This window comes from Eikenella sp. NML070372 (genome assembly GCF_001648415.1).
Lineage (GTDB): Bacteria > Pseudomonadota > Gammaproteobacteria > Burkholderiales > Neisseriaceae > Eikenella > Eikenella exigua.
Map to the genome: position 1 here is coordinate 274906 of NZ_LXSN01000004.1, position 17233 is coordinate 292138.

General features: G+C 56.7%; 19 protein-coding genes. 3 read left to right on the forward strand and 16 right to left on the reverse strand.

What is annotated here, in order from left to right:
- Positions 1-13 precede the first annotated feature (13 nt).
- Positions 14-2572: a [protein-PII] uridylyltransferase gene (gene glnD, locus A7P97_RS03140; protein WP_082887581.1), complete on the forward strand. Its 2559-nt coding sequence runs from the start codon at positions 14-16 to the stop codon at positions 2570-2572.
- 119 nt (positions 2573-2691) lie between these two features.
- On the opposite strand, the gene A7P97_RS03145 is transcribed toward glnD, so the two are convergent.
- Positions 2692-3303, reverse strand: a complete 612-nt coding sequence (locus A7P97_RS03145; protein ID WP_067530356.1) for a DUF4189 domain-containing protein — start codon at positions 3301-3303, stop codon at positions 2692-2694.
- 192 nt (positions 3304-3495) lie between these two features.
- On the opposite strand from A7P97_RS03145, the gene hflX reads away from it, so the two are divergent.
- Complete coding sequence (gene hflX / locus A7P97_RS03150; RefSeq protein WP_067530953.1) at positions 3496-4680, forward strand: GTPase HflX; 1185 nt, start codon at positions 3496-3498, stop codon at positions 4678-4680.
- A gap of 287 nt (positions 4681-4967) precedes the next feature.
- On the opposite strand, the gene A7P97_RS03155 is transcribed toward hflX, so the two are convergent.
- Positions 4968-5858 (reverse strand): NAD(+) kinase, encoded by an 891-nt coding sequence (locus A7P97_RS03155; RefSeq protein ID WP_067530357.1) that lies wholly within the window; start codon positions 5856-5858, stop codon positions 4968-4970.
- Between the two features lie 247 nt (positions 5859-6105).
- Here A7P97_RS03155 and miaA point away from each other — a divergent pair, with 247 nt between their 5' ends.
- Positions 6106-7059, forward strand: a complete 954-nt coding sequence (gene miaA / locus A7P97_RS03160; RefSeq protein WP_067530358.1) for a tRNA (adenosine(37)-N6)-dimethylallyltransferase MiaA — start codon at positions 6106-6108, stop codon at positions 7057-7059.
- Positions 7060-7334: 275 nt separating this feature from the next.
- Here the strand turns inward: miaA and A7P97_RS10350 are convergent, their stop codons facing one another.
- The 14 genes from A7P97_RS10350 to A7P97_RS03230 all read right to left on the reverse strand — a co-directional run bounded on the left by A7P97_RS10350 (position 7335) and on the right by A7P97_RS03230 (position 17110).
- Positions 7335-7718: a hypothetical protein gene (locus tag A7P97_RS10350; protein ID WP_197474164.1), complete on the reverse strand. Its 384-nt coding sequence runs from the start codon at positions 7716-7718 to the stop codon at positions 7335-7337.
- A gap of 1928 nt (positions 7719-9646) precedes the next feature.
- On the reverse strand, positions 9647-10099 hold the full coding sequence (locus A7P97_RS03170; RefSeq protein ID WP_067530359.1) for a hypothetical protein: 453 nt from the start codon (positions 10097-10099) through the stop codon (positions 9647-9649).
- A 26-nt stretch (positions 10100-10125) separates the two neighbouring features.
- Complete coding sequence (locus A7P97_RS03175) at positions 10126-10404, reverse strand: hypothetical protein (protein ID WP_067530360.1); 279 nt, start codon at positions 10402-10404, stop codon at positions 10126-10128.
- The gene (locus A7P97_RS03180; RefSeq protein WP_067530361.1) at positions 10401-11171 is read right to left on the reverse strand and encodes an antA/AntB antirepressor family protein; all 771 of its coding nucleotides are present in this window, start codon (positions 11169-11171) and stop codon (positions 10401-10403) included. The genes A7P97_RS03175 and A7P97_RS03180 overlap by 4 nt, the downstream gene beginning before the upstream one ends.
- A 130-nt stretch (positions 11172-11301) precedes the next feature.
- Positions 11302-11625, reverse strand: coding sequence for a hypothetical protein (locus A7P97_RS03185; RefSeq protein ID WP_067530362.1), 324 nt, complete (start codon positions 11623-11625; stop codon positions 11302-11304).
- 565 nt (positions 11626-12190) lie between these two features.
- Positions 12191-12577 carry a hypothetical protein gene (locus A7P97_RS03190; RefSeq protein ID WP_067530363.1) on the reverse strand — a complete coding sequence of 129 codons (387 nt, stop codon included), beginning with the start codon at positions 12575-12577 and terminating at the stop codon, positions 12191-12193.
- 15 nt (positions 12578-12592) lie between these two features.
- The gene (locus A7P97_RS03195; protein ID WP_067530364.1) at positions 12593-12880 is read right to left on the reverse strand and encodes a hypothetical protein; all 288 of its coding nucleotides are present in this window, start codon (positions 12878-12880) and stop codon (positions 12593-12595) included.
- Complete coding sequence (locus tag A7P97_RS03200) at positions 12877-13608, reverse strand: Rha family transcriptional regulator (RefSeq protein WP_067530365.1); 732 nt, start codon at positions 13606-13608, stop codon at positions 12877-12879. The genes A7P97_RS03195 and A7P97_RS03200 overlap by 4 nt, the downstream gene beginning before the upstream one ends.
- Positions 13605-13904, reverse strand: coding sequence for a helix-turn-helix domain-containing protein (locus A7P97_RS03205; RefSeq protein ID WP_067530366.1), 300 nt, complete (start codon positions 13902-13904; stop codon positions 13605-13607). The genes A7P97_RS03200 and A7P97_RS03205 overlap by 4 nt, the downstream gene beginning before the upstream one ends.
- A gap of 11 nt (positions 13905-13915) precedes the next feature.
- Positions 13916-14116 (reverse strand): AlpA family transcriptional regulator, encoded by a 201-nt coding sequence (locus A7P97_RS03210; protein ID WP_067530367.1) that lies wholly within the window; start codon positions 14114-14116, stop codon positions 13916-13918.
- Between the two features lie 110 nt (positions 14117-14226).
- Entirely contained in the window at positions 14227-14937 is a 711-nt protein-coding gene (locus A7P97_RS03215) for a hypothetical protein (protein ID WP_067530368.1), read from the reverse strand.
- Positions 14938-15050: 113 nt separating this feature from the next.
- The gene (locus A7P97_RS03220; protein ID WP_067530369.1) at positions 15051-15473 is read right to left on the reverse strand and encodes a type II toxin-antitoxin system VapC family toxin; all 423 of its coding nucleotides are present in this window, start codon (positions 15471-15473) and stop codon (positions 15051-15053) included.
- Between the two features lie 2 nt (positions 15474-15475).
- On the reverse strand, positions 15476-15748 hold the full coding sequence (locus tag A7P97_RS03225) for a type II toxin-antitoxin system Phd/YefM family antitoxin (RefSeq protein ID WP_067530370.1): 273 nt from the start codon (positions 15746-15748) through the stop codon (positions 15476-15478).
- A gap of 144 nt (positions 15749-15892) precedes the next feature.
- Complete coding sequence (locus A7P97_RS03230; protein WP_067530371.1) at positions 15893-17110, reverse strand: integrase arm-type DNA-binding domain-containing protein; 1218 nt, start codon at positions 17108-17110, stop codon at positions 15893-15895.
- Positions 17111-17233: the final 123 nt, after the last annotated feature.

Consider the following 17233-nt stretch of genomic DNA (forward strand, 5'->3'; position numbering starts at 1 on the left):
AAGGAATCCCACCATGTCGCAATCCCCGCAGCTTTTGGCGCAAGAGCTGGCCGAGCACAAACGGCAAATCGTTGCCGACTACCGCCGCCACCGCAGCCCGCAGCGTTTTTTTGCTGCCTACAGCGCCCTGCTCTCGCACACCGTTACCGCGCTGTGGCGGCAGATGCAGCCGGCAGGGGAGCTGGCGCTGCTGGCGCTGGGCGGCTTCGGGCGCGGCGAGATGTATCCGCATTCCGATGTGGATTTGGGCATTGTGGCGGCCGATTCCCTGAATGAAATGCAACAGCAGCAGATTGAAACTTGGCTGCAAACCCTGTGGGACATGGGGCTGAACCCCTCGCTGAAAACCGGCAGCGTGGCCGAGCTGTGCGCCGGAGCAGCGGAAGACTTAACCGGCGACACCTCGCTCCTCGAAGCCCGCCTGCTCCACGGCAGCCAAGAATTATTTGCCCGCCTGCACCGCGATTTGGACGTGCAGCGCGACCTGACGGCCTTTGCCGAAGGCAAACTGCTGGAATTGCAGCAGCGGCACCTGAAAGCGCAAGCAGGCAGCAGCCTGGAGCCAAACCTGAAAACCTGCCCCGGCGGCCTGCGCGATATCCACACCATGCTCTGGCTGGCGCGGGTGCAGGGCATTTCGCCGCAACTGCACCGCCTCGCCCGCCAAGGCATCCTCACCCGCACCGAAGCGGCCATGCTGCGCCGCAGCCACCGCAGCCTGGCACGCATCCGCATCGAGCTGCACCTGGCCGCCGGCAGGCCTCAGGAGCAGCTGCGTTTCGACTTGCAGCCGCAGGTGGCCTACGCGCTGGGCTACACCGATGAAAGCAAACAAGTGCGCAGCGAGCGGCTGATGCACACGCTCTACCGCGCGGTGAAAACCGTGAAACAGCTGGGCGGCATCCTGCTGCCGATGCTGCGCGGGCGCATTTCCTCGCCGCTGCCGCGCGTGGCGCTGGATTTGGACGAGCACTATTTCCAAGTAAACAACCTCATCGCCGTGCGCGACAAAACCCTGTTCCGCCGCGAGCCACAGCATATTTTTAAAGTGCTGGAACTGTGGCAGCAATACAGCAACCTCGCCGGCCTCGCCCCCGAAACCCTGCGCGCCTGGTGGCAGGCCGTGCAGAAAACCGACACCCGTTTTTATGCCGATCCGGCCAACCGCCGCCGCTTCGTGGGCTTCTTCCGCCACGGCGGCGGGCTTACCCACCTGCTGCGCTTCCTCAACCTCTACGGCGCGCTTTCGCATTACCTGCCCGAGTGGGGCAAAATCGTCGGCTTGTTGCAGCACGACCTGTTCCACGTTTACCCCGTGGACGACCACATCCTGATGGTGGTGCGCAATATGCGCCGGCTGGCTCTGGAGGCGCACAGCCACGAGCTGCCTTTTGCCAGCGCCCTGATGCACGCCTTCGAGCGCAAACCCGTGCTGTATTTGGCCGCCCTGTTTCACGACATCGCCAAAGGGCGCGGCGGCGACCACGCCGAGCTGGGCATGGAAGACGCCCGCCGCTTCGCCGCCGACCATTTCCTGAGCCAATATGAAACCGACTTGCTCGTGTGGCTGGTGGGCAACCATCTTTTAATGTCGCTCACCGCGCAGAAAGAAGACATCCAAGACCCGGCCGTGGTGGCCGCCTTCTGCCGCCGCGTGCAAACGCCCGAGCGGCTTACCGCGCTTTATCTGCTCACCGTGGCCGATATGCGCGGCACCAATCCCAAAATCTGGAATGCTTGGAAAGCCAGCCTGCTCGAAACCCTGTTCCGCTCTGCCCTGCAATATTTCGGCGGCCAAACCATCAGCCGCGACATGGCCGTGAGCCGACGCCAGCAAAGAGCTCGCCAGGCCTTGGCCGAAGCGGGCGTGGGCGAAGCGCAAAGCCGCGAACTGTGGCAGCAACTCGGGCAGGCCTATTTCGTGCGCCACAGCGCCGACATCATCCTGTGGCATCTGCCCCTGCTCGCTGCCGATGCCGCAACGCCCCAAGCCCACATCCGTCCCCTGAGCGCAACCGGCGGCCTGCAAGTGATGGTGTTTATGCCCAACCGCGACCGCCTGTTTGCCGGCTTGTGCCGCCTGTTCGGCCGCCACCAGCTTGGCATCCTCGCCGCCCACGCCTACGTTACCGACCACCAATACATCCTCGACACCTTCGTGCTGCAACTGCCCGCCAACTGCTTCGCCGACGACATCGAGCGCATCAGCAGCCGCCTGCAGCAAGCATTAAACCAATTCGTGCACCACCCGCCGGGCGCCGCCGAGCCCACCCCCGCGCCCCGCCGGCTGAGTCGCCGCCTGCGCCACCTGCCCATCGCTCCGCGCATCACCCTCTCTGCCGAAGAAACCGCCGGCGCCTACACCCTGGAAATCATCGCCGCCAACCGCGCCTTCCTGCTGGCCGACATCGCCGACGTGTTCGCCCGGCTCAACATCAGCCTCAGCTACGCCGCCATCGCCACCTTTGACGAACGCGCGGAAGACAGCTTCCTAATCCGCCATCCCCAGCTGGCCGACACCGCCTTCCAGCTCAAACTCGAACGGATGCTGCTGGAACGCATCGGCGGCTAAACCGGCGCACGAATAGGCCGGCATAGCCGCGCTGCCATCCGGCACAACCGCCTTTCGCAAGCAATCAAAGAGGCTACCTGAAATTTTCAGGTAGCCTTTTGCCGATACCCAATCCAATGTCAATCTTGCCCGTACACGCTGTAATCGTAGCCAGCGCAGAAAGCGGTACCGTTGCGGGTTTGTATATTGGAAAACAAACAGCGGTCTTTCCGCTTGCCGTGTACCGCTTCGCAGGCATTCATCGCTTTTTCTGCTGCCCGCCTGTCGTCTTTATCAATGCCCACAAAAATATCATTACGCGAACGCGGCGGATTACGGGCATATACCAATACAGCACAGGCATTGCTAAACGTGGTGATCACGGAAACATTAGATGCGCCGCGATGGCATTTCATTGACTCTTCAATCGCTCTGCTCTCCGAACGATAACCACCCGACCAACACAGACCTTTTCTATCCCAATCTCGCGTGATGGCCATATAAAACGGCGTGCGGCGCAGTTCCGCGATTTCGGCTTGCACCTCCGCCTCACGCTGCTCCCAGGCGCGTATTTCGGCGGCGGTGGGGCCGTGGTAGGTTGGCTGTTGTTGTGCTTCGCGGTTCTGCTGGATTTGCTTGTTCAGCCCGTCTGCCAGCCACGGGTCGAAACCATCCGCCCAAGCCAAGCCCGCGCCGCCCAATAGCAGCACCGCCAATACGCCCGCTGCCGTGTTCATCATGGTTTGCTTCATCTTGCCGCTCCTGTTTGGAAAGGGGGAAAAAGGGTATTGCCGATGATCGGATTGTAACAAAAAACAAGATATTGTAAACATCTATCCCGCTGCTTGAAGGCTACCTGAAAACCATAATATGGTTTTCAGGTAGCCTGCATCCGCCTGCCCATGCGCTATAATGCCGCATCTTCAATCGTTCTGCCTGATGTCATGCCGCGCCGCCCGCCTCTCCAGCCCGACAAATCCCTCAGCCGCCCCGAGCGCGTATTGCTGGTGGGCGTGATGCTGGCCGACAGTTTCTCCGGCAGCAACGAGCAGCGCGCCCGCGCTTTTCAAAACGTGCTGGATGAAGCCGCCGAGCTGGTGCGTGCCGGCGGCGGGGAGTTGGTGCACGTTTCCACCGCCCGCCGCGACCGCCCTGGCGGCGCATTGTTTGTGGGCACAGGCAAAGCCGAGGAGCTGGCGGCCGAAGTGCAGGCGCACAATATCGAATTGGCCGTATTCAACCACGAGCTCACGCCCACGCAGGAGCGCAACCTCGAAGCCAAGCTGCAATGCCGCGTGCTCGACCGCGTGGGGCTGATTCTCGCCATTTTCGCCCAGCGCGCGCAAAGCCAGGAAGGCCGCCTGCAAGTGGAGCTGGCGCAGCTCACCCACCTTTCCGGCCGCCTGGTGCGCGGCTACGGCCACCTGCAAAGCCAAAGGGGCGGCATCGGCCTCAAAGGCCCGGGCGAAACCCAGCTCGAAACCGACCGCCGCCTCATCGCCCAAAAAATCACCGCGCTGAAAAAACGCCTGGCCGACGTGCGCCGGCAGCGCGCCACCCGCCGCAAAGCCCGCCAGCAGGGCAGCCTGCCCACCTTCGCCCTGGTGGGCTACACCAACACCGGCAAATCCAGCCTGTTCAACCGCTTCACCAAAGCCGATGTGCTGGCCAAAGACCAGCTCTTCGCCACGCTCGACACCACCGCCCGCCGCCTGTATCTCGACAGCGAACACAGCATCATCCTCACCGACACCGTTGGCTTCGTGCGCGACCTGCCGCACCGCCTGGTGGCCGCCTTTTCCGCCACGCTGGAGGAAACCGCCCAAGCCGACGTCTTGCTCCATGTGGCCGACGTTTCCCAGCCCGGCTACGAGCAGCGTATGGAAGACGTCAACCGCGTGCTGGCCGAAATCGGCGCCGCCGATGTGCCGCAGCTTTTGCTGTATAACAAAATCGACCTCCTGCCCGCCGAGCAGCAACAGCCCGGCATCCTGCGCAGCAAAAGCGGCCAAATCGCCGCCGTGCGCCTCTCCGTTACCCAAAGCCTGGGCCTGGACGACTTGCGCCAGGCATTGATTGAGTGGGCAGGTACGCATAGCAAGGCATCGGGCGGCAAAGAGGCTACCTGAAACGGCTATAGTCGGAACGCTTTACTTTCTACAGCGTTGGCTAGCCTTCCCCTGCTTGCTAGCTTGGGCTAAGCGTATTGCCCATGCGGTTTCCCTGGAGATTTATTGCTTGAAGAGGCTACCTGAAAGTGAAGCTAAAGATTTCAGGTAGCCTTTTTGATTTGAATTGTCCGGCATTTATACATGGAGGATTCAAAGGTGGAAAGGCTACCTGAAAAACCAAAAGCCGGTCATACAAGCTCGGCCGGTTTAATTGATCAAAACCGTTTTCAGGTAGCCTCTGTCTGCTAAACCAGCTGCTCGCCCCAATGCAGTTTCTGGCGCAGGGTTTTGTAGTATTGGTAGTTGGTGGGGTGCAGCACGCGCAGGGTGTTGCGGTAGCGGCGGATGGTGAGGCGGTTCATGCTGTGCAGGTCGAGGTGGGATTGGCCGTCGAAATGCACGCGGGCGTTGTCGGCTTTGGTGATGAGGATTTCGATTTCGCAGCTGTCGGGCACCACGATGGGGCGGTTGGTCATGGATTGCGGGCAGATGGGCACGAGGGTGAGGGCGCGCAGGGTGGATTGCAGAATCGGCCCGCCGGCGGCCAGGGCGTAGGCGGTGGAACCGGTGGGGGTGGACACAATCAGCCCGTCGGAGCGTTGGGTATAGACAAACTCTTGGTTGATAAACACTTCAAATTCAATCATCTGCCCCAAGCCGCCACGGTTGATGACTACTTCGTTGAGGGCCAGCGCGGTGCAGTCGGATTCGTCGTGGCGCTGCGTGGTGCATTCGAGCATGATGCGCTCTTCGGGCAGGTATTGGCCGGCGAGCATGCGCGAAATGTCGGCAATCATGTTTTGGCGCGGCACTTGGGTGAGGAAGCCTAAATGCCCCAAATGTATGCCCATGATGGGGATGCGGTAGGGTGCGAGCTGGCGGGCTACGGATAAAAAGGTGCCGTCGCCGCCGAGCACCAGCACCAGATCGCAGCAGGTGCCCATGTTTTCTTTGGCCACCCGGCGGCAGCGTTCGGCCAGCGGGTTGGCAAGCAAAACATTGCTGCATTCTTCGTCTAGCAGCACTTCGAGCCCGTTTCCCAGAAAGAAGGCCACCAGCTCGCTCAGGGTTTCGCCCAAGTGCGGGGTGTTAGGGCGGGTAACGATGCCGATGCGGTGAAATTGGCTGTGTTTCATGGGTGAAATGGGGAAATTTACGTTAGGCCGAACTCTACCTGATTTTCAGGTAGCCTGAAAGGCGGGAGCGGGGCAGGGCGGGTCAGTGCTGTAGCATTCTTATTTTAGTTCACTATATTTTGTTTTCTAATCATGCGGCTGATAGAATGCCGCAGCGGGTGGCTTTATGTTTCAGGTAGCCTTTTGTGTGGCCACAGGCTACCTGAAACATAAAGCCGGAATATTGATTTCTTTTTCAGGTAGCCTCATGCCGCAATCCACTCTGCCGCCGGCACTCGCCTTGCTCGGCCCCACCGCCGCCGGCAAAACTGTGCTCGCGCTTGCCTTGGCTGAAAAGCTGCCGCTGGAAATCGTTAGCCTCGATTCCGCGCTGATTTACCGCAGTATGGACATCGGCACTGCCAAGCCCACTCCGGCCGAGCGCGCTGCCGTGCCGCACCACCTCATCGACATCATCAACCCGCCGCAAAGCTACAGCGTGGCCGATTTTTTGAGCGACTGCCTGCGCCTGTGCCACGAAATCCATGCGCGCGGCCGCCTGCCGCTGATTGTGGGCGGCACCATGATGTACTACTACGCCCTCGTTAACGGCCTTAACAGCCTGCCTGCCGCCAATCCTGAAATCCGCCGCCAACTGCAAGAGCAAAAACAACAACACGGCCTGCCGCACCTCTACGCCCAACTGCAGCAGGCCGACCCCGCCACCGCCGCCCGCCTCAAGCCTGGCGACAGCCAGCGCATCGAACGCGCATTGGAAGTGTGGCTGCTCACCGGCCGGCCGCTCAGCCAACACTTTGCCGAACAGTCCAGCGCCGCGCCGATGCTCTCCCTGCGCAGTATCGCCCTGATTCCGGCGCAACGCGAACGGCTGCACCGCAATATCGAACAACGCTTCCACGCCATGCTGGAGCAAGGCTTCCTCGAAGAAGTGCGCCGACTGCAAGCGCAATATCCCGAGCTCAATCCCGACTACCCCGCCGTGCGCTGCGTGGGCTACCGCCAAGCCTGGGCGCACCTGCAAGGCGAAACCGACCGCAACACTTTCATCGCCCAAGGCATTGCCGCCACCCGCCAGCTCGCCAAGCGCCAGCTCACCTGGCTGCGCAAACTGCCCGCCGATTTGGTGATCGACCCGTTTTCAGGTAACCTCCGGCAACACAGCCAAACCATTCATTCTTTTTGCCGACAACACTTCGCATGAGCACTCCCGCCCCCGCCTCTTTCCGCCGCCATTTCGCCGCCCTGTGTTAAGAAGCCTTGCTGTTGGCCGAAACTGCTGTAGCGCTGATTATCCTTGCCGTGTGGTGGGGCTATTTCCGTCTCTGCCGGCACAGCTTGCGCAGGCAAACTCTGCCGATGAAAGTGTGGCGGCTGCAGCTGTAAACCCCTGCCGGCAGCCGCCCAAGCCTGCGCCAACTGCGCCTGCACTTCATCTGGGCTACTGTGCTGCTTCTGTCGCTTGCCTCATTCGGCATCCTACGCCAACTCACCCCCCCTACCACCCCAAACCATGGCTGGCATGGCGGCATAGGTGTACACCGCGCCTATCCATTGCCGCACTTTCTCGGCGGTTACATTGGCGCCGCGCGCCACAATGGCGGCAATAACGTTTTTCACGTCGGAAACGCTTACTTCGGCCAGCGGTATTTGCCCAATATGGGGAAACACGTCTTTTTGCATATCGGCAAGGATACGTTCGGCGTGAACGGGCTGCCAGCGGTGCAGGTTGTCGGCATGCCAACGGCGGGCAAGGGCTTCAAAGGTATTTAGGGCGGCAGCTTTTCGCTCTTGTTTTTCCTGTTGCTTGGTGGCAGCGGGGTCTTGCCCGTCTGACAGCAGACGGCGGTCGTTCAGGGACATTCTGGGGGTATGTTTTCGGGGGTATTCTCACATACCCCCGAAAACATACCCCCAGATTTTGGTTTATTCAACGATACGGGAATATACGGCGTTATACGATAAAGGCGGGGGCTAATGTGGGTAGTATTGGCTTGAAAGCCTTGTCTGGCTTAGTGTTTGGTATATGGGGATATACGGCGTTAGACGTAAAAAACAGCCCGAAAATTTGGGCCGTTTTTGTTTGATGGTGCGACAATGAGACTTGAATTAGTGATTTAATGCATTGTTTATAAGATATTTTATTTTCATGTTGTGTTGATATACCCCCAAATATACCCCCATTTTGCACAAGTCAAAATCTTTCCCCTGTCTCACGCGTGCGATGCCCGCATTCCGAAGGTGCAAATTCTGCAGATTGGGGCATTGCATGGGATTGATGTTTCAAACCGGGCTTTCGTGGGGTTGTTTTGCAAGTGCGGTTCGGCAAGGCGGTTTTAATCGGTTGCATGGCGCGGGGCTGGTGTCGGGGAGTGGGCAGCAAATGGCAGGGGGTGGGGCTGCCTGCCGATGTCTTGCCTGAAAAAACCAAACTTGGGACGGCAGGAGGGCAGGGAAACAGGCCTTGCCCCGTTCCGATTTTCAGGAATCCTGCCGTCTTACCCTGTCAAATATCCCAAAACGTGCGCTAGGTGGTCTAGGATACGCTAGGATTGCGTTTATATGGTCGGATAATAGGTATTAGCCTGAAAGGTATAAATCGCATTAAAACGCAAAATAGGGCATTTATGCGCTTACTGGTTTTTTAGTATGCGCTGCCGCTGCTTTTCTGTTTCCGGTCGGCATGGTGGGGATTGGTTTGTTTGGCAGGCGGCAACGGCAAGATTGCGGCAAGGTTTGGAAACGGGGCTTCCCTTTTTTATATCTTTCAGAAACCCCAGGCGTAAGGATTTCACACGGTCGTGCGAAAACGCACGCCGAAGGTTTGCCGTTGCCGGCCTGTAATGGCTTGATGTGTAGAGAAGCCCCAAAGTTGGGGGGCTGGTGTCGTGCGGCAGGGAAGGAAGCGGGCAGGGTTTGGGGCAGGTGTGCGGCCTGCCCTGCTTCAGGTAGCCCGGTGCGGCTGCTCCCGTTCAGTCGGCCTGCAGGTGTCGGCAGGGGTAGAGCCCATGCAGGGCGGATAGTCTGCAAGGGATGGGGCGGCAGAGGATGGCCGCCGTGTGTTTTTCCGCTCCCAAGTTTTCAGGTAGCCCGAAATTTTCCGCCGTGTGCCGCCCGTGTGTTTCTGCCTATATTTTGTGCAAGAGGGTGAAAGAAAAAATGGGGGTATATATGGCTTATATATATATAGGACTTCAGAAATTGAAGTAACTCGGAGGCCAAAAATGGCCTGACTACTTCAGTTTTTGAAGTAATTGCCCATTTTTTAGGCAAGCGTTACTTCAGAAATTGAAGTAATAGCGGCTTAATTACTTCAGTTTTTGAAGTACAAGAATTAATTTTTTTTGAATGAGTTTGTTACTGTATAACACACAAGCCGCCCCTGTTTTCGGGGGTGGCAACCGGGGATTCTGCCGCCGCTCCGATTGCTGAAAACTTGTCATATTTTCCGGCGCGGCTGGTGTAGCAGGTTCACTAGGTGGTGCAGATGGTTCACCAGCTCCGGCGGGAGGCAGCTACTTGTCAAAACCTGTCATTGCAGCACGAGAAAACCTCACAAAACCTAACATCAAAGCTCGGAAATAAATCCGAACAGCGGAAATAAATCCGGCTCTCGGATTTCAATCCGAACTACCGGGGAATGCAAAACACCAGCGCGGCGGCTGGTGTCGGGTTTTCAGGTAGCCTTATCTGTAAATGGCCAATTAGCCATCATGCGTCTAATAGTGGCTAATACAGGATTCCGGCAGCTGGGAAAATCGAACTAGTTCCAAAACGGAAATAGTTCAAACTCAATGCTGCTTTAACGACGGGATGGGGTTTAGCTCGTAATGCCTGCGTTTCCAGTCGTCGGGGGCGCGGCTGGTTTCGCCTATATCCAGCTTACCGCCGCAATCATCAATGGCTAGGAAAGTCAGGGCGTATAAGGTGCATTGGTTCTTGCCGCCCTGCCTCGATACGGCTATCAGCCCGCTTTCCAGCAACTCGCGTTTGGCTTTGGCAAGGGTGGCGGTCGATTTGAACGCTCCTGCCTCTGCCGTTCCTTTGTCGGTGGCCGATAAATCGCCGTTGTTGTAGCCGTTGTATTGTGCCATCAGGTAGGCCAGTAGCTTCACGGCGTTGCCTGACAGGGTCTGTATCACGGGGCTGCGCAATACGTCGTAGCGGAGCGGGAAAAACGGCTCTCTGTTGCGTTTCTCCGCTGCCTCCTGCCATCTCGCTGCCTTTCTCTTTCGGTTGCCCATTTCTCTGCTCCTTTTCGGGATGCTGCCTAGGCGTTCAGGGCAGCGGCGAATTTCTGATAGACGGCTGCCTGTTTGCTCGGGTTGGTTTCCAGTATCAGAAACAGCAAATCGGGTGCTTCCTGCTTCAGTTCCTCTATGCGCTGCTTGGCGGCGGTTTTGGTGGGGAAATGGCCGATTGGCTGGTATTCATACACCAGCGGGCTTTCAGGTCGGCAATAACCCACGGCCAGCAGGCAGGATTTCGGCGGCTTGGTCGGATGATTGGTTTTCATGGGTTTTGCGCTGTGCGGATGTTGGGTTTTCATGCTGCCTGCTCCTGTAAAAACACAGCCAGCTTAGCCAAGCCCCGGGCGGTTACCAGGGCTTGGGTATATTGCCGCCCGTTGCGCTCGGAGATGCCGGCCACCTGCACCATTACGCCGCTGTCGATGGCGGCTTGTGTGGCCTGAATGGGACTGCCCGCCCATATCCATTTGCTGCGCCGCAGCAGGGCGATTAACTCGTGGCGGGGGATTTTGAGGTGTTTGGCGGTCAGGGTGAGGTTGCTCGCGCCCCGGCTGTCGGCCAGCAAATCCAGCGCGGCAGCTTTCGGCTCGGCTTTCAATAGCCGCTCCCCCTGCTCAATGATGGTTTTGCGCTGCTCGTTGTTCTTGTCCACTTCCGCCGCCCATGCGCGGGCTGCTTCGGCAGGGTTGGTAAAGTCTGGCAGGGCAACGGCGGCCTGTTTGGCCTGCCGCTCGCATTCGATGAAGTAGCGGCGTGCCTCCCTGCCTTTGGCGTTGCGCTCTACCATAGCCAGTTCTTTTGCGGTGTCGAGTGTGAGGAAGTATTCAATAACGGGTTTTCTGTTGCCGCCCCTTCCGGTGGGTTTGGTTACTTGAATTTGAGTAACCAAAAAATCCGCGTTTTCGATGAAGCCGTATTCTTCGATGCGGCGGGCTATCCAGTCGTTGAAGCGGGCTTCCACTTCAAGGAAGGCGTGCAGTTCACGGGCATTGACTGCCTGCCGCTCTTCGCCTGCGATGGCTTGGCCGGTGATGGGGATTAGTTGGGCTGTATTGGTGTTTTGCATGGTGTCTGTCCTTTCAGGTAGCCCTACCCCTTGCCCTGCGGCCTGAATGCAATCCAAGCGCATTCTGCGGCCTTTGGCGGGCAGGGGAAGGCTGCCCCGTTCCGATAGCGGGCGGGGCTGGTGTTTGGGTTTAGCAGGAAGTTTGGGGCAGTCGGGCAAGCAGCCTGTCGAATAATGGGCTGCCGGGCTGCATGATGCTGTAGCCTGCCTCTGCGGCCTGTTCGGGCGGCAGGGTGGCGATAAACGTCAGGCAGGCGGCGCGGGCGGCCTGTTCGCTGGTGTGGAGGCCTAGCGGCTGCCAGCTGCAGGATTGGGCTGCAAGGTCGGCATGATATTGTTCGGGGATAGCCACGGCGGACAGAAACGGATTGATGATGCGGCCTGCGTGGCTGTAGCAGGTCGTGCCGTTTTCCAGGTTGCTGTGCTGAAGGATGGTTTGGAGATTGGATTGCATGGTATTTGCTTTCTTGAGAGATTTGAGAAGCCCGAATAGGGGGCGGTGCTCTCTCTGGTGCAAATACAACCAGCCGGGGCATTACTGCTTGCCGACACCGCCATAACTTGAAAGGCCGTATGAATTTCATACGTTCGTCTGATTTTGACACGGTCGTGTTAATTTCACACGCACGCCAATCAGGCTACCTGAATTGTGATGGCGATAAAAAACGGCGTTTTACCCGTGCCGTTTTCGGGTATTTGCTTTTGAGAGAGAGTCTGCATTCTGCTTCTCAAGGCTCAATCTGTCAAATGTTTTTACTGTGCCACACCAGCAGGAACAACAGGGCGGCAATGGCGTACAGCATGGTTAATCCTTTGTTTTGCCAGCAGCCCTCAAATTTGAGGAGTGCTGATTGCACTTTGCGGTTTCAGGCCGCCTGCTTTCGCGCTATAGGGCATTTCTGCGGCTGGTGCAGGGGGATGACAGCCAAGCAGGGACAAGGCCGTTAAAACGCAATACGGGCGGTTTGGCGCGTTTTGAAAACCTAATAAAACTTAATATGCCGATACTTCAGGAAACTTCAGTCTGCCCCGAAAATATCGGCCAGGCTGCGGGTCTCAATCTTCACGGCGGCGGTGGCATTCACGTCCAGGCGGTCGCCGTATTTCTTGGGCGCAAGGCGGGCAGCTTTCCATTTGCGGGTGTCTATCCGTACTTTGGCTTTGGCAATTTCTTCATGGATGGGCGGGCAGTTGTCGGCTATTTCGATGATTTCGTCGGCGTAGAAGTCTGCTTGTTGCTCGCGCGCGCGGGCGTATCGCTCCGAAAATTCGGGGCTTTCGGCCAGCCATTTGTAGATTGTGCTGGGGGCGGGCAGGTTCTTCCTGCGGCAGATGGCGGCCAGGCTGTGGCCTTGTGCCAGCATCTCGCAAATACGGGTTTCGATGGTTTTGCGGTTATTGTGCATAGCAGTTCTCCGGTTTCAGGTAGCCTTGTTCAGCAGCCTGCCAAGTTTGCCTAGGTAGTGGTCTGCTTCGGCCAGATGGTGGGCTAGGATGGCGGCGATGCCGTGGCGTTGCGGCTCGGCAAAGTCTTGTGTCAAGTCGCCAAGCTCTCCGGCCAGATGCTCGATTAAATCGCGCTCGTACCGGAACAGCGCCATCATGGCGATGATGCGCTGGTGTTTGCGGTGGATGCAGAAGGGCAGGCGGGTTTTCGTGATGTGGCAGATGGGGCAGCCGTGGCGGTAAGGGTGTTGGGGTTGGCTCATTGCAATGCTCCTTGGGGTTGGGCGGCGATGGCGGCCAGTTCCGCCAAGCCGTTTACCCTGCGCTTGGCTTCCCGGTAGGCCGCGCGGTGGTCTTGCCCTGTGGCAAGTGTTTCCTCAATGGCTGCCTGTGCGATTTGATAGGCGCTGCCGATTAACGCCTTGATATTGGGCGGCAGGGTGCGGCGGGTGCCGGTCTGAAGGTTGAATGCCTTGTTTATCATGCGTTCCAAGTTGGCGTGATAAATATGCTCGGCTACCCCGCTGCCTCTCTCCGATGCGCTTTGATACATAGCACGGGCTGCGTCATGGCATAAATGACGGAAAGGGCTGTATTCGTTGTCATGTACGCTTTGCAGCTTTTGCGCTTGTGCAAAGGCGATAACTAGGCGGGCTTTGAAATCCACTACCCGCGCCGTATTTTTGGACAATGTGCCAATGAAATAGCATTGCGTTTCGGTTAATAATGCATAGCGCTCCGGCGTTCCCCCTCCCTGCTCCCTCTTGCCACGTGCGATTTCAAATCTCACGTGGTAAAACGGGTTGGAAGGGTTGGTGCGTTGCTCCACTTCGGCCAATTTCTCCTGATAGCGGTCGATGGTTTTCATAAAACTGCGGTGCTTAATGCCCAACAATTCGGCGATATTTCGGCTGTCTGCCCGCATTCCGTATTTGGCGGTAATGGTTACGGCTACGCCTTGGCAGGTGGTGGCAAGTTGATTTGCTTTCATGCCCTGCCCTCCGGCATTAACCAGTAACGCCCGCGTTTCACGGTTTGGCCGAACTGGTTTCTTGTCCGTTCCATGATGCAGACGATATTGTGCCCCGCCTGCCTCAGTTCGCAGATACGGGCGTTGCAGCCCATGATGCCCATTTGGTGCATATCGTAGGCGGTCAGGCTTTGCCCGCTCTGCAGGGCGGAGAGGATGCGCTGGTTTTGCGTGGGGATGGTAGAATGTCGGGTAGTGGTAATTCCCTTTGTTTGGCCGTTCGGATGCTTGGCGTTCGGGCGGTTTTTGTTTTGCATGGCCTGCCTCCCTAGCGGTTTTCGGCCAGCTTACGGATATAGCCGTCAATCTCTGATTGCAGCCAGCCGGTGGTATTGGCGGAAACTTTGAAGGGTTTGGGAAAGTCGGGGCGGTATAGCCGGTGCTTGGGGTTGTTCCAGTTCCAAAGGGTGGAGAGGGAAACACCGAACAGGGCGGCGGCTTGTTTGGGGCGGATGATGCTTTGTTGCATGGTTTGATACCTCGTTAGCTGTTGTTGGATAACGGGGCAAAGAATAAGCCGCCTCATGGGCGGCTAGTTCTAATTAGGATTGCTTTAGAAATGCTCAATTCTAATTAGATTCAGTTTGAAAGGCGTTCTATGCCTTGCAGAATGTATTTCCCGATAGTGTCCTTGCTGGGTGGATTGCCTAGTTTGTCAGACTGTCTTTGCCATTCTTGGCGTATGGTCTCGGCAGCCTCGTATGGCTTGCTGCAATCTGTTTTGGTGTACATACAGGCAAGGGCGGCTATGATGCAGGCTTGCATGTTTTCGGCTCTTTTCTGTTGCGGCGCACTTGCAGATGGTGGGGTTGCCTGTTCGATATCTTCGTCAGTGGCAAGCTGCACTTCATTGATTTGGCTCTCCTGTTTAAACTCTTGCCAACCATGAAAATCTTTTATCCCGCATTCATTTTTTAAGAAAAAGGCAACGGCTCTTTTTTTCAGATAGATATTTAAATACTCATTATGGCTTACCCAATTTGGGTTATCTTCCGAACAGCCATTATCAAAGCAGTTATAGGAAGCTACAAATTCTAAAAAATGAAGTAATGGGCGTTTATGATTAGCTCGTTTATATAGGCCGGATATAGTCCAAATAAAACATTCCTCGTCTACATAGCCAAAAGGGATATCTTCAATGTAATTCTTCTCATATTTCTGCAAGAGGAATTTTGCGGTTGCCATAAGGCTTGGCTTGTCGCCGTCCAATTCCTGTACCAGTAATACAATATCTTCCAACAAAATATATTTGTCATGCTCTTTGTTGATTTCAGAAAAAATAAAGCCCATTCCAAACCCTATCCAAAAATGATTTTTCAGGTAGCCTAGGCAATCGCCTCAGTTAGCCTCCTGTTGAAAAATGTTGAAACCGAATATTAAGTTTTATTAAGTCCGCTCTGTTTTCAGGTAACCTCAAACGGGTTAAGCAGCCTTACCCCACTTCCTTGGAAATCGGCAGTATTACGCGTTACCAACACCAGCCCGTATTGTTTGGCGGTAGCGGCTATCCACGCATCATTTTCCGGGGCGGGGTCTGGAATATGTAGGGCGGCACAAACAGCGGCGGTGCGCTCGTCTATCGGCAGAATGCGGCCGGCAAATAGCCCCGTCATGATGGCGCTATACCACGCCCGCAATACCTGCCCTTGTGCAGGGTCTTTGCGCTCCATACGCAATATGCCTCGCTCAAGTTCCATTACAACAACGGCGCTGGTGTAGAACGCGCCGCTATCGGCGGTAGACAGCCAAGCGGCAAACCCCTTGTTTGCCGTACCGTGTCGGATTTTCCGCATTTCGCTAATAGCATTGGTATCCAGCAGATACACGGCTAATCCTCCGTGAAATTCACTGGTTGGCGTTGCGCTTTGCTGCGCGGGGGAATTTCCAGCTCTATATCGGCGGCGGTATCGGGATAATTCAGGCTTTGCAGTGTCTCTAGTGCGCTCCGACGGCCTCCGGTTAGTTTCTGATAGTCGGCATAGCTCAACAGCACATGCGCCGGCCTGCCCCTGTTGGTAATCACAACAGGGTTTTTTTCTGCTTCTTGCTGGGCGCGGTAGGTGTGCTGATTAAACTCCCGGCTGGTCATAATGGCGGGCATGATATTTCCCTCCTGTAGCTTTTCTTGCCGTGATGTTACTACTATGTGTTATCGGCTGCAATACGGCGTTATACGGCATTAGGCTAGATTAAGGATAATACTAAGCAAAATAAAACACCAGCCCGCCTGCCGGTGTCTTGTTTTTCAGGTAGCCCCGGCTGTTGCAATCAAGGCTTGGGCTTGGCGGTATCGCTCCCGCAGATAGTCTGAATACCATTGCATCATCTCCCGCCGCTCGGCCAGATACTCTGCCCGGTTGTAGGCGGCTCTAATCCGGTTGCTTTCTTCATGCGCTAACTGGCGTTCTATGGCATCTGGGTTGTAGCCCTGTTCGTTCAGGATGCTGCTTGCCAAACTGCGGAAGCCGTGCGGGGTGGCTATGCCTTTGTAGCCTAGGCGCTCAATGATGCGGGTTAGGGTGGCATCGCTGATAAAGCCGGTGGTTTTGGTGCGGCTGGGAAATAGATAGGGAGTATTGCCGGTTAAGTCGTGCAGTTCCCGCAGTAGCTCCAGCGCCCAATCGGAAAGCGGCACAGTATGGCTGCGTTTCATCTTCATGCGCTCGGCGGGAATAATCCATTGCGCTGCGGCAAAATCCACTTCCGCCCATTGCCCGCCGCGCAGTTCGGTATTGCGTACAAACACCAGCATAGTCAGCAGCAGGGCAATTTTGTTTGCCGGGCCAATATCGGCCAGTATCAGGCGGCGGTAAAACTCGGCCAGTTCTTCGCGGGGCAGGGCGGGCATGTGGCGGGTGGTCTTTTTCTCGAAGTGGCCGCGTAGCGGTACGGCGGGGTTGCGGTCGGTTATCTCCAGCATGGCGGCATAGGTGTACACCGCGCCTATCCATTGCCGAACTTTCTCGGCGGTTACATTGGCACCGCGCGCCACAATAGCGGCAATAACGTTCTTCACGTCGGAAACGCTTACTTCGGCCAGCGGTATTTGCCCAATATGGGGAAACACGTCTTTTTGCATATCGGCAAGGATGCGTTCGGCGTGAACGGGCTGCCAGCGGTGCAGGTTGTCGGCATGCCAACGGCGGGCAAGGGCTTCAAAGGTATTTAGGGCGGCGGCTTTTCGCTCTTGCTTTTCCTGTTGCTTGGCGGTGGTGGGGTCTTGCCCGCCTGACAGCAGACGGTGGGCGTTTTCGGCAGCTTGCCGGGCTTCGGATAGGGAAACGGCAGGATACTTGCCGATAGTCAGCGTTTTTTCTTTGCCGTCGATACGGTATTTCAGGCGGAAGATTTTGCCGCCTGCCGGGGTAACTTCCAGATACAGGCCGCCGCCGTCAAACAGCTTGGCTTTCTTTCCTGTGCCGGTAGGTTTCGCGTTCTTGATTTGGCGGTCGTTCAGGGGCATTCTGGGGGTATGTTTTCGGGGGTATTCTCACATACCCCCAAATATACCCCCAGATTTTGGTTTATTCAACGATACGGGAATATACGGCGTTATACGATAAAGGCGGGGGCTAATGTGGTTAGT